This window comes from Streptomyces sp. TLI_105, assembly GCF_900105415.1.
Lineage (GTDB): Bacteria > Actinomycetota > Actinomycetes > Streptomycetales > Streptomycetaceae > Streptomyces.
Window position 1 is genome coordinate 688326 of record NZ_FNSM01000001.1, and the last position, 21911, is coordinate 710236.

The 21911-nt window shown below is 72.2% G+C and carries 17 protein-coding genes; all 17 read right to left on the reverse strand.

What is annotated here, in order from left to right:
- Positions 1 to 8: 8 nt before the first annotated feature.
- The 17 genes from BLW86_RS03245 to BLW86_RS03325 all read right to left on the reverse strand — a co-directional run bounded on the left by BLW86_RS03245 (position 9) and on the right by BLW86_RS03325 (position 21910).
- Positions 9 to 2264, reverse strand: coding sequence for a helix-turn-helix domain-containing protein (locus BLW86_RS03245; RefSeq protein ID WP_093872597.1), 2256 nt, complete (start codon positions 2262 to 2264; stop codon positions 9 to 11).
- Between the two features lie 86 nt (positions 2265 to 2350).
- Positions 2351 to 3064 carry an alpha/beta fold hydrolase gene (locus BLW86_RS03250; protein WP_093878473.1) on the reverse strand — a complete coding sequence of 238 codons (714 nt, stop codon included), beginning with the start codon at positions 3062 to 3064 and terminating at the stop codon, positions 2351 to 2353.
- Positions 3065 to 3108: 44 nt separating this feature from the next.
- Positions 3109 to 4017, reverse strand: coding sequence for a helix-turn-helix domain-containing protein (locus tag BLW86_RS03255; RefSeq protein WP_256341185.1), 909 nt, complete (start codon positions 4015 to 4017; stop codon positions 3109 to 3111).
- A 41-nt stretch (positions 4018 to 4058) separates the two neighbouring features.
- Positions 4059 to 4910, reverse strand: a complete 852-nt coding sequence (locus tag BLW86_RS03260) for an alpha/beta fold hydrolase (protein ID WP_177181538.1) — start codon at positions 4908 to 4910, stop codon at positions 4059 to 4061.
- 138 nt (positions 4911 to 5048) lie between these two features.
- Positions 5049 to 6296, reverse strand: coding sequence for a PucR family transcriptional regulator (locus tag BLW86_RS03265; protein WP_093872600.1), 1248 nt, complete (start codon positions 6294 to 6296; stop codon positions 5049 to 5051).
- Between the two features lie 137 nt (positions 6297 to 6433).
- Entirely contained in the window at positions 6434 to 9268 is a 2835-nt protein-coding gene (locus BLW86_RS03270; RefSeq protein ID WP_093872601.1) for a helix-turn-helix transcriptional regulator, read from the reverse strand.
- Positions 9269 to 9328: 60 nt separating this feature from the next.
- The gene (locus BLW86_RS03275) at positions 9329 to 9943 is read right to left on the reverse strand and encodes an FMN reductase (protein WP_093872602.1); all 615 of its coding nucleotides are present in this window, start codon (positions 9941 to 9943) and stop codon (positions 9329 to 9331) included.
- Positions 9940 to 11025, reverse strand: coding sequence for an LLM class flavin-dependent oxidoreductase (locus tag BLW86_RS03280; RefSeq protein ID WP_093872603.1), 1086 nt, complete (start codon positions 11023 to 11025; stop codon positions 9940 to 9942). The genes BLW86_RS03275 and BLW86_RS03280 overlap by 4 nt, the downstream gene beginning before the upstream one ends.
- Before the next feature lie 116 nt (positions 11026 to 11141).
- Positions 11142 to 11978, reverse strand: coding sequence for an alpha/beta fold hydrolase (locus tag BLW86_RS03285; protein ID WP_093872595.1), 837 nt, complete (start codon positions 11976 to 11978; stop codon positions 11142 to 11144).
- A gap of 133 nt (positions 11979 to 12111) precedes the next feature.
- Positions 12112 to 14868, reverse strand: coding sequence for a helix-turn-helix transcriptional regulator (locus BLW86_RS03290; RefSeq protein WP_093872604.1), 2757 nt, complete (start codon positions 14866 to 14868; stop codon positions 12112 to 12114).
- On the reverse strand, positions 14865 to 15752 hold the full coding sequence (locus BLW86_RS03295; protein ID WP_093872605.1) for a carbohydrate ABC transporter permease: 888 nt from the start codon (positions 15750 to 15752) through the stop codon (positions 14865 to 14867). The genes BLW86_RS03290 and BLW86_RS03295 overlap by 4 nt, the downstream gene beginning before the upstream one ends.
- A complete protein-coding gene (locus BLW86_RS03300) occupies positions 15749 to 16714 on the reverse strand; it encodes a carbohydrate ABC transporter permease (protein WP_093872606.1) in 966 nt (321 codons plus the stop codon). The genes BLW86_RS03295 and BLW86_RS03300 overlap by 4 nt, the downstream gene beginning before the upstream one ends.
- Complete coding sequence (locus tag BLW86_RS03305) at positions 16714 to 18039, reverse strand: ABC transporter substrate-binding protein (protein ID WP_093872607.1); 1326 nt, start codon at positions 18037 to 18039, stop codon at positions 16714 to 16716. Before BLW86_RS03305 ends, BLW86_RS03300 begins: the two co-directional genes overlap by 1 nt.
- Before the next feature lie 104 nt (positions 18040 to 18143).
- The gene (locus BLW86_RS03310; RefSeq protein ID WP_093872608.1) at positions 18144 to 18869 is read right to left on the reverse strand and encodes an alpha/beta fold hydrolase; all 726 of its coding nucleotides are present in this window, start codon (positions 18867 to 18869) and stop codon (positions 18144 to 18146) included.
- Between the two features lie 42 nt (positions 18870 to 18911).
- Entirely contained in the window at positions 18912 to 19226 is a 315-nt protein-coding gene (locus BLW86_RS03315) for a GNAT family N-acetyltransferase (RefSeq protein ID WP_093872609.1), read from the reverse strand.
- A gap of 45 nt (positions 19227 to 19271) precedes the next feature.
- Entirely contained in the window at positions 19272 to 20000 is a 729-nt protein-coding gene (locus BLW86_RS03320; protein WP_093872610.1) for a GPR1/FUN34/YaaH family transporter, read from the reverse strand.
- 23 nt (positions 20001 to 20023) lie between these two features.
- Positions 20024 to 21910: an amidohydrolase gene (locus tag BLW86_RS03325; RefSeq protein WP_093872611.1), complete on the reverse strand. Its 1887-nt coding sequence runs from the start codon at positions 21908 to 21910 to the stop codon at positions 20024 to 20026.
- Position 21911 lies beyond the last annotated feature (1 nt).

The window sequence follows — 21911 nt, forward strand, 5'->3', positions numbered from 1 at the left end:
CTCCGCCCTCACTCCGCGGGGAGCGAGCCCAAGAGCTTCCGGGCGCTCTCCAGGTCCTTGCCGTCGACCGCGTCGCCGAGGGCGAGGGCCCGGCGGAGGCAGGAGCGGGCTTCTTCGGCTTCTCCCAGTTCGATCAGGGCCTCTCCCAGATGCAGGAGCGTGCGGCCCTCGACGTGGGGAATGCCGATGCGGGCGGCCTGGGCCACGGCATCACGATAGTGGTCGGCAGCCTCGTGCCATCGTCGCAGGACGGCGTGGCCGCGACCGAGCGCGCTGGTCGTGTTGGCACGGTGCATGTCGGCGAGGTGCCCGCTCACCGGACAGTCGGGCGCGTCCAGGAAGGTGACGATGCGCTGGTGCTGGATCAGGGCCTCCTCGGCACGACCGAGCAGGCGCAGGGAGGTTCCGTGGGTGAACATGGCCCCCAGCCAGCCCTCGCGGTCGTCGGTCTCTTCGTAGAGGCCTATCGCGGCGAGCGACGTGTCGGCTGCCTCCTGGACCTCGCCGAGCTCCGACTGGGCCCATGCCGCCAGCGCCAGTCCCGAGGCCTGTTGGGAAGCGCTCTGGGCGCGGCGGGCGCAGTCCACCCCTTCGTGGGCCCGTTCGACGGCCTCCCTGTACCGGGATTCGCAGGAGAGGGACCAGGAGGACATGTTGAGGAAAAAGGCCTGCAGATACGGGTCGCCCAGCGCGGTGGCGGCTTCGCCCGCCAGGCGGAAGGCCTCGGGCCAATGCCCCCAGTGGGCCCACAGGTTGCAGAACCACTCCATGGCGTGGACGGTCTCCACGACCTGGGCGTGCTCGCCCCGCCCGGCGGCGGCGCGCAGCGCGGCGAGCCAGGAGGGGGCTTCGCCCTGGAGCCAGGCGCGGGCCTGCTCGGTGCTCTCCAGCGGGACCAGGCCCTGCCAGGAGGACGGCGGCGCCCCGTACTTGGGCTGGTACCAGCGTCCGGCGACCACGGCCGTCTCGAGGAGCCAGGTGCGCAGCCGGTCGTCGGCCGCTTCCCGCTCGCCGGGTTCCTCTTCGCGGGCCAGCCGGGAGCGGGCGAACAGCCGCAGCAGGTCGTGCAGTTGGTAGCGTCCGGTGAAGGTGGCCTGCAGCAGACCGGCCTCGACCAGCTCCTCCATCACGTCCTCGGCCTCGAAGACGTCGGTGGCGGTCAGAGCGGCGCCGTAGGCGGCTGTCATGTCCGGCCCCGGGACCAGGCTCAGCAACCGCAGCATGTGTGCTGCCTGGCGGGTCAGCTGACGGTAGGACAGCTCGAAGGCCGCCTCGACCCGTACGTCGCCGGCGGCGAGCGCGCCCAGTCGGCGTTCCTCGTCGGCCAGGCGTCGGACGAGGTGGTCGACGGTCCACCCGGAGCGGACCGTCAGCCAGTTTCCCGCCACCCGCAGGGCCAGCGGCAGCCGCCCGCACAGCTCCGCGACCCGCGCCACGGCCTCGGCCTCCGCGTCCGCCCGCTCCTCGCCGAGGATCCGGCGCAGCAGGTCGACCGCCTCGTCCTGCGCCATCTCACACAGCGCCAGACGGTCGACGTCCTCAAGGCCGGTCAGGGGACGTCGGCTGGTGACGAGCACCAGGCTCCGCCCGCCCGCGGGCAGCAGCGCACGGACCTGCCCCTCGTCGCGGGCGTTGTCCAGCACCACCAGGCACCGGCGGTCGCCCAGCAGCGCCCGCAGCAGCCCCGCGCGCCCCTGCGGATCCTCCTGCGCCAGTCGGCGGTCGGACACGCCCAGGGCCTTCAGCAGCTTCAGCAGTGCCTCGTCCGTGTCCACGGGGCCGTCCACCCCGTGCAGGTCCACCACGAAACGCCCGTCGGGGAAATCCTCCGCCAGATCCGCCGCCGCTTTCAGCGCCAGTGTCGTCTTCCCGCACCCCGGAGGGCCCGAGAGGACCCACACCGACGGCGCCCCGCCCGCCGGGGCCCGTTCTGCTGCTTTCCGCAGGAGCGCCAGCTCCGCCTCGCGCCCCGTGAAGTCCCCCACCGAGCGCGGCGGCACGACCGTCCCCGCCACCGCGACCGTGCGCGTCGGACGCGCCGACCGGGCCGCGGCCAGCAGCGCCTCCCGCTCCGCTTCCGCGAGCCCGAGTCCCTCCGCCAGCGCCACCACCGTGCGCCGCTGCGGAACCCGGCTGCGGCCCCGTTCCATGTCGCCGATGGCCCGGACGCTCACGCCCGAGGCCTCGGCCAGCTCCTCCATCGTCAGACGGCCTCGCTGCCGCAGACCGCGCAGAACGGCGCCGAAGGGCTTCTTCCCGTACACAACTCCTCTTTCCTCCCTACCCCGGGGAAAGAGTAAGGTGCATCATTTCGGGCAAAACCGCAGGCCGAGGCGGCCCGGTCGGTCGGTCAGCTCGTCGCTCGGACCGCGGCCCTGATCAGGTCGGCGACCCTTGTGGGCTCGGAGAGGGCGACGGCGTGGGAGGCGTCCGGGAGTTCGACGACGACGGCTCCGGCGCGTGCGGCGCCGAAGCGCTGGACCTCGGGGCCGATCGTGCGGTCGGCGCCGGCCACCAGGGCCCAGGACGGTTTCGTCCGCCATGCCGCCACGCCTGCGGTCTCGGTGAACGCGGATGCAGCGAGGGGGCGTTGGGTCGCCGCCAAGACGCCGGCGACGTCCTCGGGAACGTCCGCCGCGAAGACGGAGGGAAAAGCCGTCTCCTCGATGGTGACCTCGACCGCACGGGCGCCGTCGTGGAGCGGGTAGGTCCACTCCTTCAGGTTGCCCGTCAGCGGAGGATCGGGGAACCTCCCTTGGAGCTGGCCGAGGCTCTCGCCCTCATGGGGCACGTAGGCGGCCACGTAGACGAGCCCCACGACGTTCTCCGCGGCGCCGGCCACGGTGATCAGCGCGCCACCGTACGCATGGCCGACGAGTACGGCCGGCCCCTCGACCTGGGTGAGGACGGAGGCGAGGTAGGCGGCGTCCGATGCCAGGCCCCGGAGCGGGTTCGGCGGGGCGATCACCGGGATACCGCTGCTCCGCAGTTCCGCGATGACGCCTATCCAGCCGGTCGCGTCGGCGAAGGAACCGTGCACGAGGACGACGGTGGGGTTGGGCATGCGAGTTCTCTTCTCGGTGTCGGGCATGACGGCGCGCACGCGTCTCAGCGCCTTCGCTCGTCCTGGATGTCGTCGGCCATCGGCGCGAAGGCCGAGGTCGCCAGCGCCTGCCATTCGCTCGGGCTCATGCCGTAGGCGCCGCGGAACGTGCGGCTGAAGTGCGAGGGGCTGCTGAAGCCCCAGCGATGCGCCATCGCGGCCATCGTGGTTCTCCGGCTGGAGCGGCCCAGCTCGAACCGGCAGGACTCGAGCCTGCGCTGCCGCACCCACTGGCTCACCGTGCTGCCGTCGTTCTGGAACAGCTTCTGCAGGTACCGGACGGAGATGTGGTGGGCGCGTGCGATCGACTCCGGTGAGAGGTCCGGGTCCATCAGGTGTTCTTCGATGTGGGCGTGGACACGGGACAGCATCTCGTTGCCGGCTCCGGACGCGTCGTCGGCCGCGTCCGTCATCTCCGCTTCGAGGAGCTCCATGACCAGGACGGAGAGGAGGTGTACAGCGGTGCGGGCACGCCGGTCCCCGATCGTGGACCGGCGGAACTCCGCCTTGGCGGCGAGCGCGGTCAAGAAGTCGGACGCCAGCGCCCCGATGCCCTCCCCGCCGCGTACGGGCACGCCGAGCACCTGGTCCAGTTCCGACTCCGTGACGCCCAGATAACAGCGGGGCACCCGGAAGAAGATCATCTGGCAGTCCTCGCCGAAGCGCAGCAGGTGCCGTCGGGCCGGGTCGCAGAAGACCAGGTCGTTCGGCTCCAGCAGGGTCTTGGCACGCTCGTGGACGACGGTGACGGGCCCACGGACGTGGACGCCGAGGTAGACGTGGTTCCGGTCGTTCGCGTCCGGCATCTCGGAGAGCATCTGGACCAGCCACCCCGAGCGGGAGGAGGGCGGGGTCGGAGCAGTCGTCTGCCGGGGCACCCGTTCGGGCGCACGTGACATCAGTGTGAGGGTCATGGCGATTCCTAGCCGTGGGTTCGTGCGGGTGGAGCGCGGGTTCACGCCCCTCTCGCCGGCTCCTCGGCCAGGAACTCCTCCACCACGGAGTTGAAGGCCGGCGGATTCTCCAGGAAGGGGAAGTGCGAGCTCGCCACGTCGGAGGCGAAGACGTGCAGGCGTGCGCCGGGAATCCGCTCGGCGACGAAGCGCTGCGAGTCGGGGTGCACATGGCTTCCCTCACAGCCGATCACCAGGGTCGGCACATCGATCCGGGGAAGCACGTCGCGCCAGTCCTGCGCGCAGTGGTCGAAGAGCAGCGGTACGCCGACGTGGGCGGGTGTCGACCTGATCTCCTCGGCGACGAAGGCCAGCACCTCGGGGTCGGGCTCGCCGGAGAACATGCCGCGCACGAAGTCGGCGAGGACCGTGTCGCCCTCGGGACCCGCGAGGGCCGCGCCCAGGTACAACAGCCCCGACACGTCGAAGATGGCGCCGGAGTCCCGCTGTTCCCGCTCGGTCATCCACGGCACGGCTGCGACCGCCGCGGGCTGGTCGACGGCGACGAAGCGCCGGATCCGTCCGGCCCCGTACTGGTCGATGAAGCTCCACCACACCGAGACGCCCATGGACCAGCCCAGTGCGTCGAATCGGTCGAGACCGAGGTGGTCGACGAGTTCGAGCACGTCGCGGGAGAGCCGGGCGATGCGGTAGCCGTGACGCGGTTTGCCGGACTTGCCGTGGCCGCGGAGGTCGACGGTGACGATGCGACGAGCGGGCGCAAGACCCTCGACCTGGTGGCGGAACATCGCCTGCGTCTGCCCCCAGCCGTGCAGCATCACCAGCGGGACGCCCTCTCCGCCGGTGTCCTGGTACGCGAGCCGCGCGCCGTCCGTCGTGATCAGTTCTTTCATGACCTTTCCCCTGGTCAGAGGCGGTGCATCATCCCCGCCCGTCCCGAACATCATCGAATGGGGCCCGCCGCCCGCACCACCGCGAGCTGTAGGAATCGGGCCGCGGATCCTCCTCGCTTTGTCGAAGCGAGTCCGGGGTCACGGGGCCCCGTCCGCGCCCGGAGCGAGGAGTTCCTCGATCCTGAGGCCGAGGTGCAGGGTGAGCCGGTGGGCGCCGTCGTCGAGGTCGAGTCCGGTCGACTCCTGGATCTGACGCAGGCGGTAGTAGAGCGAAGTGCGGTGGATTCCCAGCGTGTCCGCGGTCCTGGGAATCGATCCCGCGTGTTCGAGGAAGCAGCGCAGGGTGTCCCGCAGGCGGTCTCCGCCATGAGCCTCGCTCAGGGTGCGGAGCGGCTTCGGGACCAGGGAGGCGTTCAGGGCGTGCTCGGGGAGCTGGAGCAGCACGGCGAGTTCCCCGAGCAGCTCCCAGTCACCGATGCTCTTCAGGGTGGGCAGTCGGCGTGCCGCGCGTGCCGCCACGAGCGCCTGCTCGTACGACGTCCAGGCGTCGTCCAGGCCGGGGTGCCGGCCGCCGACGCCGATCACGGGGTCCGCCGACGGGTCCAGGAAGGTGCGGAGTTCGCCGAGGATGCGGGCGGACTGGGCGGCGACCTCGTCCGGGCCGGGCGGCCGGTCACGGAGCTGGAGCAGCATCGCCCGCTCCTTGCCGATCGCGATGAGGCCCTGGGCGGAGCGCGTCTGCCGGAAACCCTCCAGCGCCGCCCACAGGGCCGCCTCGGACTGCCGGACGAGTTCCGTCCCGCAGTTCAGCTGGACGACGGTGACCAGGACGTGTTCCGCCGCCCCGAGCAGCCCGAGCTCCTTGCCGTGGCGACGCGCGGTGGTGCGTGCGGCGACGTCGGCGCCGACGAGTGCGAGGGCCAGGTCCCGTTCGTCGGTCTTCCGGGTGTCGGCGGCGATGTGTTCTCCGTACATCTGGGCCGACATGGCGTCCGCTGCCAGGGCGATGGCGGCGGTCTCCTCCTTCTCCAGCTTCTTCTCCGGCACGACCACCACGAGCAGTCCGAGGAGGTGCCCGTGCTCGCGCAGCGGCACGACGTAGCGGGGCAGCAGTCCGAGATCGTCACGGCCGTCGATGAACCCGGGTCTGGACCACCGGGTCACGCCCTGGGCGAGGACGTAGCGGATGGCGGCGTTGTCGGCGCGGCCCTGCAGCAGGGTGCCGATGCGCACCGGGTCCTCGTCGCCGAAGTGGCGGCTCGTGCAGACCATGCGGACCAGCGGGTCGTCGACGGCGACGGACCGGCCGAGCCGCTCCGCGAGCTCGTCGACGAGTGCCTGGAGCTCGGGGCTGCCGGGGCGGGCTCGCTGGAGCCTTGCGGTCATGCGCTGTTCCTCTCTCGATCAACTCTTCCCCGCGGACTTCTGCATTCCGCGGTTCTTGATCAGTCTGAGGAAACGACGACGTCGGCACATCGCATGAATCGTCCATTGCCACGACGCCCACATGGGATACGAAGCGACTACTCTCCGTCGTCACGATGCCTGACCAGCCGGGTCAGCTCGGTTCGCGAGGTGACGTCCAGCTTGGTGAAGGCCCGACGCAGGTGCGAGCTCACCGTGTGCGGTGAGAGGGAGAGGTGCTCGGCCGCCTGCTGGTTGGTCAGTCCTCGGGCCACGAGCCGTACCACCCGTAGCTCCGCGGCCGTCAACTCGGGCCATGCATCGGAGAGTCCGGCCGCCGAGGGCCGGCGGCGGACACCGGCGGTCCTCAGGCGCCGCCGCACCCGTGCGACGTCCCGTTCGGCGCCCGCTCGCGCATAGAGCGCGAGGGCCGTCTCGAAGTACGGCACGGCCTCGGACCTGCGGGTGGCCGCCAGCTTGCGTCCGGCGTCCTCCAGCGCCGACGCCCGGGCCAGTACCCGGGGGCAGTCCTCGTACAGCCGGACGGCCCGTACGAGAGGGGCGAGGTCGTTGTCGAGGAGCCCCCGGGCGTGCGCGGCGGTGGCGGCGAGGAACGGGAGGTCCGGATTGAGCACGGCTCGCTTCTCGGCCATGGCGACCGCCTGTGCTGCCCGTTCGTGCCTGCCTGCGCGCAGCGCCATACGGACGAGCACCGGGGCGTCGGCGGGGTCGATCAGGCCGGCGTAGGCGGGACGGTCCGCGGCCGGTGACGTCATCACCGCGTCGAGTTCGGCCATGGCGCGGTCGGGCCGGCCCTCGAAGTCGGCCATCAGCGCCAGCATCCAGGTGCCGAAGTGCCGGACGACGGGTGCGCCGTCGCTCCGCATGCGCCGCGCCTCCGCCGCGTACGCTTCCGCGGTCTGCCGGTCGTCGGTGTGGAGGGCGACGCGCAGCATCACGTACCGGAGCGTGACGTCGGCGAGGTTGCCCGGGCCGGGATCGTCGGTCGCCGGGGACGCGGCTTCGGCGTCGGCCCGGGCGTCCGACAGCCGTCCGGTCTCCAGGAGGATGCGGGTGCGGGTCATGAGCCACATGCGGGTGGCGGCCGTCCGGCCCTGCTCCCTGGTGATCCGGATGCCCTCCTCCGCGACGGCGAGCGCCTCCGCGGTGCGTCCGGTGGTGTTCGACAGGAGGGCGTGCCACAAGGCCTCCGGCACCCACAGCGAGGTGCTGACGCCCAGGGCGTCGGCCAGCGCGGCGGACCGCTCGGCCTGCCGGAACGCCTCGGTCAGGTCCATGCGGTGGAAGCTCACCGCCGAGCGGACCGTCGTCAGCGTGGCCTCGGCGGTGCGGTCCCCCGCTGTGGCCGCGGTCTCCCACGCCTCCGCGGCGACCTGCTCGGCCGCCGCGTGCTCGCCCGACATCGACAGGCCGACGGCGAGCATGGCGAGCAGCCGTCCCCTCGCGGTCACGGAGATCCCGGGCAGTTCCGCCCCGGCGCGGGCCTGCCGAACGGCCTCGGAGAAGTCGAACTGTACGGCGAGGCGTGTCAGGGCGAGGCGTATGAGCGCCTCGTCCTCGGGTCCGAGGCCGCCGGCCGCCAGGGCGGCGGCTCCCAGCTCACGCGCCCGGGCGGCCCGGCCCGTCTGCCAGAGCAGCGGGATCGTCTCGGCGATGATCCGCGGCCGCTCCGGAGCGTCCGCCGTGGTGAGTTCCAGGGCCTTGAGGCTGCGCTCCGCTGCGGGCCCGGGGGCGGTGGCCGCGAGTTCCGCCGCTTCGGTACGCAGCCGGTCGGCCTCCGCGGCGTCCCCCGGCGCCGCCCTCTCCGCCTCCGCGGCATCAGCCGGTGCTCTCCCCGGCGGCAGCCCGGCGGCCTGACGGCTCAGGGCCTGACGCAGGGGCAGGGGGAGGCCGGCCTCCACCGCCTCGCGGATCAGGTCGTGGCGGAAGGCGAGGTGATCGCCGCTCTCGGCGAGCAGATCGGCGTCGAGGGATTCCCGCACGGCTGTGATGAGCGCCGCCGAGGACCTGCCGAGCAGTTCGGCAAGCAGCGCGACGGTGACCGTGCCGCCCACGGCGGCCGCCGTCTGCACCAGCTCCCGCGCCTCGTCGGACAACTGGCCGAGGCGGCGCGCGACAGAGGGGAGTCCTCGTGGGGCGGGGGGTCCTGCCGACAGCCCGGCCGTGCCGTTCTCGATCGTCACCGCCTCCTCCCGCAGCGAGCCGAGCAGCTCGACCAGCAGCTGGGGGACCCCCTCGGCACGGTGGACGAGACGGAGGACGTCCGGGTCGGGAGGGGCGCCCAGGACGTCCTCGGTGATCCGCGCGACCGCCCGGTCCCCCAGTGCTCCGAGGACCAGCTCGCGTGCGCCCGCCTGACGGATCCTGTCCAGGGTCGTGCGCACCCCGGACGGCACGCTGCCGGCGCGCACGGCGACCAGCCACAGGATCGGGTGCGGCGAGAGTCCCGCCGCGAGGGTGTGGAACGTGAGAAGGGTCAGGTCGTCGCACCACTGGAGGTCGTCGAGGACGACGAGCAGGGGCCCGTTCCGAGCTGCCTCCCGCAGGCGGTCCCCCAGCTCCTGAAGCAGCCAGAACCGCTGGCCGGGTGTGGTGGCGAGGTCCCGGAGGCGTTGGGCGCCCGACAGCGGTTCCTCGCCGGAGAGTACGCCTTCGAGGAGCGGGCCGAACGGTACGAACTGTTCGTCGGGGTCCGCCGCCCCCTCGAACACCCGCGTCCCGCGCCCCCTCGCGGCCGCCGCGGCCTCGGCGAGGATCCTGGACCTGCCGATTCCGGCGGGACCCTCGACGCGGACGATCCCGCCTTCGCCCCGGCCGAGCGCGTCGAGCCGCTCCTCGATGAACGCCAGTTCGGCGTCCCTGCCCCGGAGGGGTGTCCGTACGCTGTGGAGCTCCTCGGGCACGGTCCTTGTCGTCACTCGGTTCACGCTCATACGGCGGAACAGTATGAACCATGTGAACCACACCGCCCTCGCCCGGCCCGGGGACCCGGATCAGTCGAAGCGCAGGTCGGCGAGTTGCCGTTCGAGGACGGTGACGTCGTCCTCGGGCTCCTCCCCGACCGGGCGCGCCGCCATGAGCGCGGCGAGCTCGGCGCCCGCGCGGCGGACGCGGCCGGGCAGGCCGTCGGTGTACTCGTCCCCACCCGAGCCCCAGTCCTCGGAGGCCGCGAACACGGCGGTGGGGACGACGACGGCGCGGAGGTAGGCGAAGAGCGGGCGCACGGCGTGCTCCAGGACCAGGGAGTGGCGGGCGGTTCCGCCCGTCGCGGCGGTCAGGACCGGCTTCCCGGTGAGGGCGTCCGGGTCGATCACGTCGAAGAAGGACTTGAAGAGACCGCTGTAGGACGCCGCGAACACGGGAGTCACGACGATCAGGCCGTCGGCCGCGGTCACCGCGTCGATCGCGGCGCTCAGTCGCGGAGGGGGAAATCCGGTCACGAGGTGGTTGGCGATGTCGCCGGCCAGTTCGCGCAGCTCCACGACCTCGGTGGACGCCTCGTGGCCCCGGGCGGTGAGTCCGTCGCGGGTGGACTCGGCCAGCCGGTCCGCGAGCAGGCGGGTGGAGGAGGGGGTGCTGAGGCCTGCGGAGACGACGGTCAGCTTCACGCGGCGGACACCTCCCGGGCGGCTCGGAGGGACGCGTGCGTGGGGGCCTCCGGCACGTCGGCCGAACGTCCCTCGGTGAATTCCCGCCGCAGTACGGGCACGACCTCTTCGCCGAGGATGTCGAGCTGTTCCAGGACGGTCTTCAGGGGCAGGCCCGCGTGGTCCATGAGGAACAGCTGGCGCTGGTAGTCGCCGACGGTCTCCCGGAACGACAGGGTCCGATCGATGACCTGCTGGGGAGAGCCCACCGTCAGCGGGGTCTGCTCGGTGAAGTCCTCCAGCGACGGGCCGTGGCCGTACACCGGTGCGTTGTCGAAGTAGGGCCGGAACTCCCGTACGGCGTCCTGGGAGTTCTTGCGCATGAAGACCTGTCCGCCCAGGCCGACGATCGCGTCCTCCGGCCGGCCGTGGCCGTGGTGCGCGAACCGGCGCCGGTACAGCTGCACCATGCGCCGGGTGTGGTCGGCCGGCCAGAAGATGTTGTTGTGGAAGAAGCCGTCGCCGTAGAACGCGGCCTGCTCCGCGATCTCGGGGGACCTGATGGATCCGTGCCAGACGAAGGGCGGGACGCCGTCCAGGGGCCGCGGTGTCGAGGTGAAGGCCTGGAGCGGCGTACGGAACGTGCCCTCCCAGTCCACGACGTCCTCGCGCCACAGCCGGCGCAGCAGCGCGTAGTTCTCCTTGGCGAGGTTGACGCCCTGGCGGATGTCCTGTCCGAACCACGGGTAGACGGGGCCGGTGTTGCCGCGGCCCAGCATGAGGTCGACCCGGCCGTCGGCCAGGTGCTGGAGCACCGCGTAGTCCTCGGCGATCTTCACCGGGTCGTTGGTGGTGATCAGCGTCGTGGACGTGGACAGGATCAGCTTCTCGGTGCGGGCCGCGACGTAGCCGAGCATGGTGGTCGGCGACGACGGTACGAACGGCGGGTTGTGGTGCTCGCCGGTCGCGAAGACGTCCAGGCCGACCTCCTCGGCCTTGAGCGCGATGGCGACCATCGCCTTGATGCGCTCGTGCTCGGTCGGGGTGCGGCCGGTGGTGGGGTCGGGGGTCACGTCCCCGACGGTGAAGATGCCGAACTGCATGGGGTGTCTGCTCTCCTGAGCTCGTCCGGGTCCCTCGCCGGGGAGCCGGGGGGAACCGGGGAGCCGGGTGACGCCGGGAGCTCCGGCGTCACCCGGCGGGGGTCAGTGGTGCGGCGTCACTTCGCCAGGAAGGTGAGGAGGGCGGTGTTGACCTCCTCCGCGTGGGTCCACAGCAGTCCGTGCGGGGCGCCCTCGATCTCGACGTAGTCGGCCGACGGCAGCGCCTTGTGGAAGGGGCGCGCGGTGCCCTCGGCGGGCAGGACGCGGTCGGCCGTGCCGTGCAGGATCAGCGCGGGCACGTCGACGGCCGGGATGTCGGCACGGAAGTCGGTGTACCAGGTCGCCGGCGCGGCGGACGCGGCGAAAAAACCGCCGCCGGCCGCGGTGTCCCAGCTGTGGCGGACCGCCTCCTCGCTGATCCGGCTGCCCAGGTTCTCGTCGAGGTTGTAGAAGTCCTCGAAGAAGGCCGTGTAGTAGGCGTACCGGTCGGCCTTCACGGCGGCGACGACCCCGTCGAAGAACTCCCTGGGGGCCACACCGTCCGGGTTGTCGTCGCTCTTGAGCAGGCAGGGCTCCAGCGAGGCCAGGAAGGCGACCTTGGCGACGCGGCCGGAACCGTAGGTGGACACGTAACGGGCGACCTCGCCGGTGCCCATGGAGAAGCCGACGAGGACCGCGTCGTTCAGGTCGAGGGTCTCCAGCACGGTGTGCAGGTCGGCCGCGAAGGTGTCGTAGTCGTAGCCGGTCGTCGGCTGCGAGGACCGCCCGAAGCCCCGCCGGTCGTACGTGATCACACGGTAACCGGCGTCGAGCAGCGCGGCGCTCTGCCGCTCCCAGGAACGGCCGTCGAGCGGGAAGCCGTGGATGAGGACCACCGGCTGCCCGGCTCCCTGGTCCTCGAAGTACAGCTCGATGGGGGCGGTGTTCTCCTGACCCACGGTGATGTACGGCATGGAGGTTCCCTCGTTTCGGGTGGACGGGTCCGCGCGAACGGAGCGGCGCGGTGTGCCCGTCACGCTAGGACCGGTCCCGCACCTCCTGTTGCCGTCCCGCGCACCGCACCTTGCACGGGGGCGCAGAGGTCGTTCAGTCGCCGGTGGCCGTTCCGGCGTCGTCCTCCGCGAGGACGATCCGGGCCAGGTGGACCCGTGAGCGCACCGCGAGCTTGCGGAAGATCGACACCAGATGGGTGTTGACCGTGTGCGGGGAGACGACGAGGGCCTCTGCGGCCGACCGGTTGGTGTGGCCCGCGGCGATCAGCCGGGCCACCTTGCGTTCCGAGGCCGTGAGCGCGTCCCAGCCCTGGTCGGCGCGTGGCCGGAGGCGTCCGGTGCGCCGGCCGGGGCGGGTTGTGGCCCGTTCCAGATCGGCCCGGACCCGGTCGGCCTCCGCGTCGGCCCCGGCCTGGACGTAGATGTCGTGCGCCCTGGTCAGGGCGGGTGCCGCGGCGGCGCCGCCCGAGGTCAGCAGCGCGCGCCCGAGGTCGGCGGACGCGGCGGCGAGGGGCAGCGGCCGGGGGCCGGTGAGGAGGAGGCGGACCGCGCGCTCCAGGAGTCCGTGGTCGCCGTTCACCAGAGCGGACGCGTGGGCGGCCGTCCCCCGGGAGGTCGGCACGGTGGGGTTGCGGATGGCGTGTGCGGCGGCCTGGGCCGTGAGGTCCTCGGCCAGGTTCCGGTCCCCGCCGCGCAGGGCGATCCGCACGGCCTGGACGACATGGGGGCGCAGCAGCCGCCACCGGAGGAAGGGGTGGTCGCGCTGCACGGACCGGACGAGTTCGGCCGCTGTCGCGTGGTCGCCGTCGGCATCGGCGACGACGGCCTCGAAGTACTGGTGCGTGGCGTGGTTACCGGTGTTCGGCCGATCGGCCACGGTCGCCCGTACGGTCTCCAGGTGTGCCCGCGCGGCCTCGCGGTCGCCGCGCAGCAACGCGAGGAGGCCGCGGTTGACGCGGATGTTGACCAGGTTGCCGGGCACATCGAGGTCCGCTTCGAGCCGCTCGGCGGTGACGAAGTCGGCGTCCGCGTCGTCGAGCCGGCCGAGCCCCATGTTCAGGGTTCCCTGGGCCCAGATCGACATGGCGGGGCGCAGGGGGGTGTCGCCCGCCGTCCGGAGCAGTCGCCGTACGGTGTCGAAGTCGTCCGTGTGGATCCGGGCGACGGCCTCTTCGGGAAGGAAGGCCGAGTCGAAAACGCTCAGCGCCGTGTGGTGTTCGACGGCCGCGGCGCAGTCGCCCGCGTTGAGGGCGATCTCGCCGAGACCCCACAGCGCGAGGACGCGGGCCTCCCGGTCACCGGCCCGCTCCGCCTCGGCGAGTGCCCGTTCGCCGGTCTCGCGGGCGGCCGCGAGGTCGCTCCCGCGGGACCGGGCCAGGGCCTGCCGTGCGGTCAGGCGGGCGCGGATCGCCGGGTCGGTGACGGCCGCCAGCGCCGCCGTCGAGCGGCGGGTCAGCTCGTGGACGTCGTCGAGGTGCCACAGCGTGTCGCCGAGTACGGACTGCAGACGGGCGAAGACGTCGAGGGGCGGCTGCCGGGCGAGCAGCGCGTCGCCGGTGTCCCGTGCCTGGGTGTACCGGCCCGCGCGGGTCAGCGCGACGATGGCCCGTTCTCCCACGTCGTACGCCAGGGGCGCACGGGGCGGTACGAGTTCCAGGGCGCGTACGGCCAGGTCGGCGGCGAGGTCGGGCATCACGGCGAGCACGTCCGCGGCGGCCGTGCCGAGCAGTCCGATCGCCTCCGTGTCGCCGGGTTCGGCGCTCTTCAGCAGGTGCGGGACGGCGTCGACGGAGCTCCGGCCCGCCGCGACGAGCCGGCTCGCGGCCTCCCGGTGCAGCGCCCGGCGTACGGAGGGGGCGAGGTCGGCGTACACCGCCTGGCGGAGCAGGTCGTGGCGGAACAGGAGGCGTTCGCCGTCGTCGTGGAGGAGGGCGGCGGCGATCGCCTCGTCCACTTCGGTGCTGAGTCCGGAGGCGGGCCGGCCGGACAGGGCGGCGGCGTCGGCGAGCGAGAACGCGCGGCCGAGTACCGAGCCGATCCGCAGGAAGTGCAGGGTGTCCGGCCGGAGGTCGGCCAGTCGGCCGCGTACGCCGAGGACCAGCCGCTCGGGCGGTTCCGGCCCCTCCGCGCCCGACGCCGCGATGCCCGCGAGCGTCTCGGACGCGAGGAAGGGGTTGCCGCCCGCCCCGTCGAGGAGCTCCTCGACCTGCGCCGGCACGTCCCCGCCGAGGACGTCGCGTGCCAGCTCGGCCAGGGCCGACTCCGACAGCGGCCGCAGCGGGAGGGTCGTCGTCCGCGGCCCCTGCCCGTACAGTTCCGGGTCCTCCCTGCCCGTGAGCAGCCAGAGGACCGGGGAGCTGAGCAGCCGTGCCGGCATGACGCTCAGGGCGAACCGGCTCAGCGGGTCGGCCCATTGGACGTCGTCGACGGCGATCAGTACGGGCGTGCCCGCCGAGCGTTCCTCGATCAGCTGGGCCAGCCGTTCGACGAGCCAGATGCGCTGGTCGTGGTGGCCCGCGAGGTCTGCGAAGTCCGTACCGGACAGCAGCGGCGGGTCGCCGTGCAGGAGGCCCGAGGCCAGTGAGGCGAGCGGTGCCAGCTCGTGCAGTTCCTCGGCGCGTCCGTGGCTGACGAGGAATCCGTGGGCCCGTGCGATCGAGACGGCCTCCTGGAGCAGCGCGGTCTTGCCGATCCCGGGCTCGCCCAGGAGCAGCGCGATCGCTCCTCCCTCGCCGTCGCGCACCGCCTCGACCAGGGCGCGCAGCCGCTCCAGCTCGGCTTCGCGGCCCCGCAGTCCGGGCCGGCTCAGGCCCGTCGCCACGGCTTGTTCCTCGGGCCGGTCGGGGCTCATCCCTTGACCGATCCGGCGAGCAGTCCCCGTGCGAAGTGCCGCCGGAGGGAGAAGAAGACGAGCAGCGGGACGAGCGCCGCCACGAAGGCTCCGGCGGTGAGCCGCTGCCACTCGTTGCCGTAGGTCCCGGCCAGGCTCGCCAGTCTGACCGTCATCGGCGCGGTCTCGGCCGTTCCGCCGGACAGCGTCAGGGCCACGAGGAGGTCGTTCCACACCCAGACGAACTGGATGACGGCGAAGCTGACCAGGGCCGGGCGGGCCAGCGGCAGCACGACCCGGAGCAGCAGGATCCCGTGCGACGCGCCGTCGACGCGGGCGGCCTCCATCAGGTCCCGGGGCAGCCCTGCCAGGAAGTTGTGCAGCAGGAACACCGCGAACGGCAGCGCGAAGACCGTGTGGGCGAACCAGACCTGGCCGAACCGCGCGGGACCGGTGAGGTGCCACGCGGGCAGGAACAACCAGCCCTGGGAGAAGAGCTTCAGGAGAGGGACGAGCGCCATCTGGAGCGGCACGACCTGGAGCGCGAAGATGCCGACGACGAGCGCGTCGCGCCCCCTGAAGTCGATCCAGGCCAGGGCGTACGCCGCGAAGAAGGCCAGGACGAGCGGGAACAGCACCGAGGGAACGGTGATGACGACGGAGTTGACGAAGTGCTCCGCGAGCCGCCCCGATCCGTTCCCGCCGCCGGACAGCACCTCGCCGTAGTTGTCGAGCGTGAGGTGCGGCGTACCGAACACGGTCCACCAGCCCGTCGTCTTGATCTCCTCCTCGGGACGGAACGAGGAGAGCAGGAGACCGAGGGTCGGTGTCGTCCAGAGGACCGCGATCACCACGGCGACCGACGTGAAGGCGCGGGAGGCCAGCCGCTCCCGGACGCCGTTCACCCCGTCCTCCGCCGCGCCCGGACCTGGTGGGCGACGAAGGGGGTGACGAGGAGGAAGAGGAGCACGGCGAGCGCCGCGCCGCGGCCCGTCTCGTCGTAGCGGAAGGCCTGGTCGTACATCTCGTGGGCGATGACGCCCGTGTCGAACTGTCCGCCGGTCGTCGTCTTGACGATGTCGAAGGCCTTGAAGGTGCCGATCGCCTGGGCGAGGAGCACGACGAGCAGCGTGGGCCTGATCGACGGCAGGGTGATCCGCCGGAAGATCTGCCGGGGGGACGCACCGTCGAGCAGGGCGGCCTCGGTCAGCTCGGCGGGTACGCCCCTGATCGCGCCGGCCAGCAGAACGGCCGCGAAGCCCGCCTGGGTCCACACCATCGCCACGATGAGGAACAGGACGTTCCAGGGGGAGTCCACGAGCCATTGCCGCGGTTCGCCGCCGAACGCGACGACGAGCTCGTTCAGCAGCCCGATCTGCCCGGCCTCCGCGGGACGGTAGGCGTAGACGAACTTCCAGACGACACCCGCGCCGACGAAGGAGATCGCCATCGGCATCAGCACGAGGGACAGCGCGAACGCCCTGAACCGCGACCGTGCGACGGCCGCCGCGTACAGCAGACCGACCGCGGTCGCCGTCAGCGGCACGAGCACCACCCACGCCAGGGTGTTGCGCAGCGCCACCAGCGACCGGTGGTCGGTGAACATCCACACGTAGTTGTCGAAGCCGGCCCACGTGTCTCCCCCGCTGCCGGTGAACGACAGCACCAGAGTGCGCAGACCGGGCAGGAGAAGGCCGACCGTGAGCAGCAGCAGCGTCGGGGCCAGCAGGATCAGGGCCGCGGCCCTCCTCCGTACCGGTCCCCGGTGCAGTGCGAGCAGGACCAGGGCGACCACCGCCGCGAAGGCGGCGACGCCCTGGAACAGGTACAGCAGCTTGGTCTGCTGGGCGACGGCGTCGAACGACATCAGTGGCTCGGCCAGGACCGTTCGACGGAGTCGGCGACCTGCCGGGTGCTCGCGCCGCCGATCCAGTCGACGGCTCCCTTCCAGAACGTCCCGGCGCCGACCGACGCCGGCATGAGGTCCGAGCCGTCGAACCTGAACTGTGTCCGGGGATCCTGGAGCAGCTGGATCGAGAGCTTGTCGACCGGGGTCGCGGCGTTCGCCGGGTCCACGCCCCTGTTCGCCGAGACGAACGGGCCCTTCTTCATCCGCGCGTTCGCGAAGTCCGCGGAGGCCAGGTACTCCTGGAACGCCCGCACCTCGGGACGGTCGGCGAACGCCGCGGTGAACACCCCACCGCCCAGTACGGGGCGGCCGGCCGGGTCGGCCCCCGGGAGGAGGAAGGTGTAGACGTCCTTGTCCGGTCCGATCTCGGTGCCCTTCGGCCACATGCCGGCGTAGAACGAGGCCTGGCGGTGCATCGCGCAGTCGCCGGAGAGAACCGGCGTGCCGGCCTCCTGGAAGGAGATCGACGCCATGGACCGGGCCGGGCCGAAGCCGCCGTTGGCGTACCGGTCGTTCTTGAGGATGGACCCCACGGTGTCCATGGCCTTGAGAACCCGGGGATCGTTGAACGGGATCTCGTGGGCGACCCACTGGTCGTAGACGTGCGTGCCCTGCTGGCGCAGCAGGACGTCCTCGATCCAGTCCGTCACGGGCCAGCCGGTCGCCTCGGCGGACTCGACGCCCGCGCACCACGGCTTGACGCCCGACGCGGCGACCTTCTCCGTGACGGTCATCAGCTCGGACCACGTGCGGGGAACGCTGAGTCCCCTGTCGCGGAAGAACTTCGGGGAGTACCAGACGAACGACTTCACGTTCGCGACGAGCGGCGTGCCGTAGAGGGTGCCGTCCACGGTCGCGTAGCTGTTCCAGTCCGCCGACCAGCCCTGCTTCGCCAGAGCGGCGACGCGGGCGCTCACGGGCTTGAGCTTCCCGTCCCGCGCGAAGCGTTCCAGGAGACCGGGCTGGGGGAAGAACGCCACGTCGGGTGCGTTCCCGCCCTCCACTCGGACCTGGATCTGGGCCTCGAACTCCCCGTCCCCCTCGTACTGGACGTCGATTCCCGTGCAGTCCGCGAAGTCCGCCCAGGTCTCTTCGAACAGATCGGCCTCCCGGTCCCGGTTCTCCGCGTAGACGGTGACCTTGGTGCCGGGATGCTTGCCGTACCGGGCGTACGGTGCGCAGTCCGCGATGGTGTGCGACCGCGAACCGCTGGCCTGCGGGGTGCCGCAGGCGGTGACGGCGAGGGCGATGACGGCGAGCGCGAGCCTCGCGCCGAACCTCATGGGTGTATCTCCTCCGATCGCCCGCCGCGTGTTCTCGGCGGGCGTTTCGGAAAGCTACAGCGTTCGAACGACATAGACCAATCGTTCGATGTTCAAGCGTCAGATCAGTGCCCCGTGGACCGGGCCGCGTCCATGATGAGCTCCACCACGGCCTGGGGCTGGGCGAGCATGACCAGATGCGAGGAGTCGACCTCGACGGTGGTCATGCCGGCGCGCCGGTAGCCGAAACGCTCCACATCGGGGTTGATCGTACGGTCGGCGGAGGCCACCAGGCCCCACGAGGGCTTGGTCTTCCACGCCGCCACCGGCGCCGCCTCCGAGAAGGCCCGCGCGGCCAGCGGGCGCTGGGAGACGGCGAGCACGGCGGCGAGGTCGGGGTCGACGTCCGCCGCGAACAGCTCGGGGAACCGGTCGATCGCCACCGAGACGTCGGTGCCGGTCTCGGTGGAGCCTGCCACTGGGAACGGGGTGTGGACGAGCGCGTCGGCGAGACCGGAGTCGGGGAAGCCGCCCTGCAGCTCGCCCAGGCTCTCGCCCTCCTCCAGCGCGTATCCCGCGAGGTACACCAGGGCGCGGACGTTGTCCTCCGTACCGGCGAGGGTGATGACGGCGCCGCCGTACGAGTGCCCCACCAGGATCACGGGGCCCTCGACGGCACGGACCACCGAGGCGATGTACGCGGCGTCGTCGACGAGGCTGCGGTTGGGCACCGCCGGGGCGATCACCTCCATGCCGGCGGCGGTCAGTTCGGGAATGACACGGGCGTAGCCGGAGGCGTCGGCGAAGGCGCCGTGGACCAGGACGACGGTGGGGCGGGCGTGTCGGGGCATGGGGAACTCCTCGGGTGAGAAGGGGGGCGGAATCGGGGTGTGTCAGAGGCCGAAGCGGGCGCGGCGCGTCTCGGGCACCAGCTCGGCGTACTCGGGGTGCTTGCCGATCCAGCCCCGGATGAAGGGGCAGTACGGCAGGACGCTCAGCCCACGGGCCCGGGCGTCGTCGAGGGCGCCGCGGGCGAGCAGCCCGCCCAGCCCCCGGCCGCCGAAGCGGGGATCGATCTCGGTGTGGATGAAGGCGATCTCGCCCTCCGAGAGGTGGTACTCGGCGAAGCCCGCGGTCTCGGTGCCGTCGTCGCCGGCGAGGATCTCGTACCGGGACTTCTCGGGCCGGTCGGTCACTCGGGGTTCCATGGGCGCTCCTGTGGGGTCGTGGTGTGACGGGGGCGGTGGCTGCGGTCAGAGCGTGCGGCGCACGCCCGCCTGGCGCTCCAGGTTGCGGAGCTGGACGGCGAGGTCGCCTTCCACGGCGAGGTGGGCGGGGCCGCTGCGGCCGAGGGGCAGGACCTGCTCGCTGCGCATGTCCTCGAGCATCAGGGCGAACGCCGTGTACATCGCGACGAGCGCCACCACGAGGCCGAGCGCCCCGGACGTGCGCGTCAGCCATTCGGCGCCGGTGACGCCCGCGAGACCGGTGGCCGCCCAGCGGGGCAGGGAGACCGCGATCACGAGCCACAGCGCCCGCTTGGGCCGGGTCACGGCGGACATCAGCGCGCCGAAGCAGAGGAGCGCCAGGTTGAAGACGCCGAGGACCTTCAGGCCGTCGGCCGCGCCGCTGAGCATGATGAGCGAGTACGGCAGCCAGCTGCCGGCGAACACCGCCATCAGGGTCGCCGCGATCACGTCACGGGCGCCGAAGGCCAGGAAGCTGACCAGGAGCTGGAGCACGAAGGCCGGCAGCACCGTGAAGGCGACGGCGGTGCGGGCCTCCTCGCCGAAGATCCCGAGCTGGAGGCAGCCCGTCATCACGGACGCGATGGCGATCGTGAAGAAGCCGAGCGGCATGGGTGAGGCGATGGGGCGCAGGTTGATCCGTGTCATCGACCGGAGGTCCGGCTCGAAACGGCGTCCGGGGAGCGCGGCCGGGTCCTGTTCACCGCCGTCGGCGGCCGGGGAGGCGGCAGTCATCGGATGTCTCTCTTTCAGTGATTTCAGTGATCGAAGCAGGGGTCGACGAAGGACGGCGTCGTCTCGGGGACGGAGCCGCGCGCGACGCGCCACCGGCGGTGCCGCTCGGACTCGGCGACGGCCTCGGCCACGAGCGACGCCTGACGGGCACCGCTCTGATATCCGCCGAAGTGGGCCACCGGGCTCCACTCGGGGCTCACCGGCGGGACGGCCTCGTCGAGGCCCTCGTACTCCGCGGTCGCCCAGACGATCCGGCCGCCGACGACGGTGAGGACGGACTCGATGTCGGGGATGACGTCCTCGGGAACGGTGAGGAAGTCGTCGGACAGGACAGCGAGGTCGCCGTACCAGCCTTCTCGCAGGCTTCCCTTGACGTCCTGTTCGCCCGTGAGCCGGGCGCCGCCGCGGGTGTAGAGGCCGAGGGCGGTCTCGCGGTCTATCAGGTTCCCGGCCGGGTAGAGGGTCGTGCCGCCGAGGGTGTGCCCCGTGACCAGCCAGTGAAGTGCGACCCAGGGGTTGTACGAGGAGACGCGGGTGGCGTCGGTTCCGGCGGCGACGGTCAGGCCGCGGTCGAGCATGGCCCGGACCGGCGGGGTGTGGGCGGCTGCCTCGGCGCCGTAGCGGCCGAGGAACGCGGCACCCTGGAAGGACATCCGGTTCTGCACCGAGACGGCGCCGCCGAGGGCCGCGATCCGGTCCAGGCTCGCGGCCGAGACGGTCTCCGCGTGGTCGAAGAGCCAGCGGTTGCCGCCGGGGAAGAGCCCTTCCGCCGCGAGCTTCTCGAAGACGGCCAGGTCGCGGCGGATCGTCTCGTCGTAGGTGGCGTGCAGCCGGAAGCCCCAGCCGTTCTCCATCAGCAGCCGGACGGCCTGCTCGAACTCTCCCTCGTAGCCCGCGGCGAGCTCGGGACGGGGCTCGGAGAAGTTCTCGAAGTCGGCGGCCGCCCAGGTCAGGTTCTCGCCCGCGCCGTTGAGCCGGAGCCACTCGTCCCCGTCGCCGGGCTTGATCGTCTCGGTCCAGCGCTTCAGGTCGGCGAGTTCCTGACCGGCCGTCTGCGGGAAGAGGTGGTAGGCGATCCGCAGGGACAGCTCCCCCGACCTGGCGAGGTCGGTGACCGTGGCGTAGTGGTCGGGGAAGTTCTGGAAGCCGCCGGCGGCGTCGACCGCCGAGGTCAGTCCGAAGCGGTTCAGCTCGCGCAGGAAGTGCCGGGTCGACGTCCGTTTGTCGGCCTCGTCGAGGGCCGGTGCCTTGGCCAGCGTCGAGTACAGGACGAGCGCGCTCGGAGCGGCGAGGAGCACCCCGTTGGGTTCGCCGTCCCGGCCCCGGACGATCTGTCCGCCGCGCGGATCGGGGGTGTCGCGGGTGAATCCGGCGGCCTGGACGGCGGCCCGGTTCATCAGCGCCGACTGGTAGAGGTGCAGGACGAAGACCGGGGTGTCGGGGGCGGCGGCGTTCAGCTCGGCGACGGTCGGCATCCGGCGCTCGGCGAACTGCTCGGCGGTCCAGCCGCCCACCACCCGGATCCACTGCCCCTTCGGGGTGCGGCCGGCCTGCTCGCGGAGCATGGCCAGGGCCTGGCGGAGGCTTCGTACGCCGTCCCAGCGCAGCTCCAGGACGTAGTTCAGGCCGCCCCGGATGACGTGCAGGTGCGAGTCGTTGAGGCCGGGGACCACCCGCCGGCCCAGGGCGTCGACGACCCGCGTGCCCGGCCCGACGAGGTGGGCGAGGTCGTGGTCGTCGCCGAGGGCCGCGACCCGGCCGTCGCGGATCGCGACGGCGCGGGCCTCGGGGCGGGCGGGGTCACCGGTGAACACCTTGGCGTTGCGGACGAGGAGGTCGGCGTGCTCGTGCTCCCGCCGCGGGGCGGGGACGAGGCCCGCCACCGGCATGCTCGTCGAAGGCTCGGTCATG

What these genes read in the sequence shown, in the direction of transcription:
- BLW86_RS03250 (WP_093878473.1), bottom strand. Translation starts at nt 3,064, where the DNA reads ATGCCCAACCCCACCGTCGTCCTCGTGCACGGTTCCTTCGCCGACGCG.
- BLW86_RS03255 (WP_256341185.1), bottom strand. Translation starts at nt 4,017, where the DNA reads ATGACCCTCACACTGATGTCACGTGCGCCCGAACGGGTGCCCCGGCAG.
- BLW86_RS03260 (WP_177181538.1), bottom strand. Translation starts at nt 4,910, where the DNA reads ATGAAAGAACTGATCACGACGGACGGCGCGCGGCTCGCGTACCAGGAC.
- BLW86_RS03265 (WP_093872600.1), bottom strand. Translation starts at nt 6,296, where the DNA reads ATGACCGCAAGGCTCCAGCGAGCCCGCCCCGGCAGCCCCGAGCTCCAG.
- BLW86_RS03270 (WP_093872601.1), bottom strand. Translation starts at nt 9,268, where the DNA reads ATGAGCGTGAACCGAGTGACGACAAGGACCGTGCCCGAGGAGCTCCAC.
- BLW86_RS03280 (WP_093872603.1), bottom strand. Translation starts at nt 11,025, where the DNA reads ATGCAGTTCGGCATCTTCACCGTCGGGGACGTGACCCCCGACCCCACC.
- BLW86_RS03285 (WP_093872595.1), bottom strand. Translation starts at nt 11,978, where the DNA reads ATGCCGTACATCACCGTGGGTCAGGAGAACACCGCCCCCATCGAGCTG.
- BLW86_RS03290 (WP_093872604.1), bottom strand. Translation starts at nt 14,868, where the DNA reads ATGAGCCCCGACCGGCCCGAGGAACAAGCCGTGGCGACGGGCCTGAGC.
- BLW86_RS03300 (WP_093872606.1), bottom strand. Translation starts at nt 16,714, where the DNA reads ATGTCGTTCGACGCCGTCGCCCAGCAGACCAAGCTGCTGTACCTGTTC.
- BLW86_RS03305 (WP_093872607.1), bottom strand. Translation starts at nt 18,039, where the DNA reads ATGAGGTTCGGCGCGAGGCTCGCGCTCGCCGTCATCGCCCTCGCCGTC.
- BLW86_RS03310 (WP_093872608.1), bottom strand. Translation starts at nt 18,869, where the DNA reads ATGCCCCGACACGCCCGCCCCACCGTCGTCCTGGTCCACGGCGCCTTC.
- BLW86_RS03315 (WP_093872609.1), bottom strand. Translation starts at nt 19,226, where the DNA reads ATGGAACCCCGAGTGACCGACCGGCCCGAGAAGTCCCGGTACGAGATC.
- BLW86_RS03320 (WP_093872610.1), bottom strand. Translation starts at nt 20,000, where the DNA reads ATGACTGCCGCCTCCCCGGCCGCCGACGGCGGTGAACAGGACCCGGCC.
- BLW86_RS03325 (WP_093872611.1), bottom strand. Translation starts at nt 21,910, where the DNA reads ATGACCGAGCCTTCGACGAGCATGCCGGTGGCGGGCCTCGTCCCCGCC.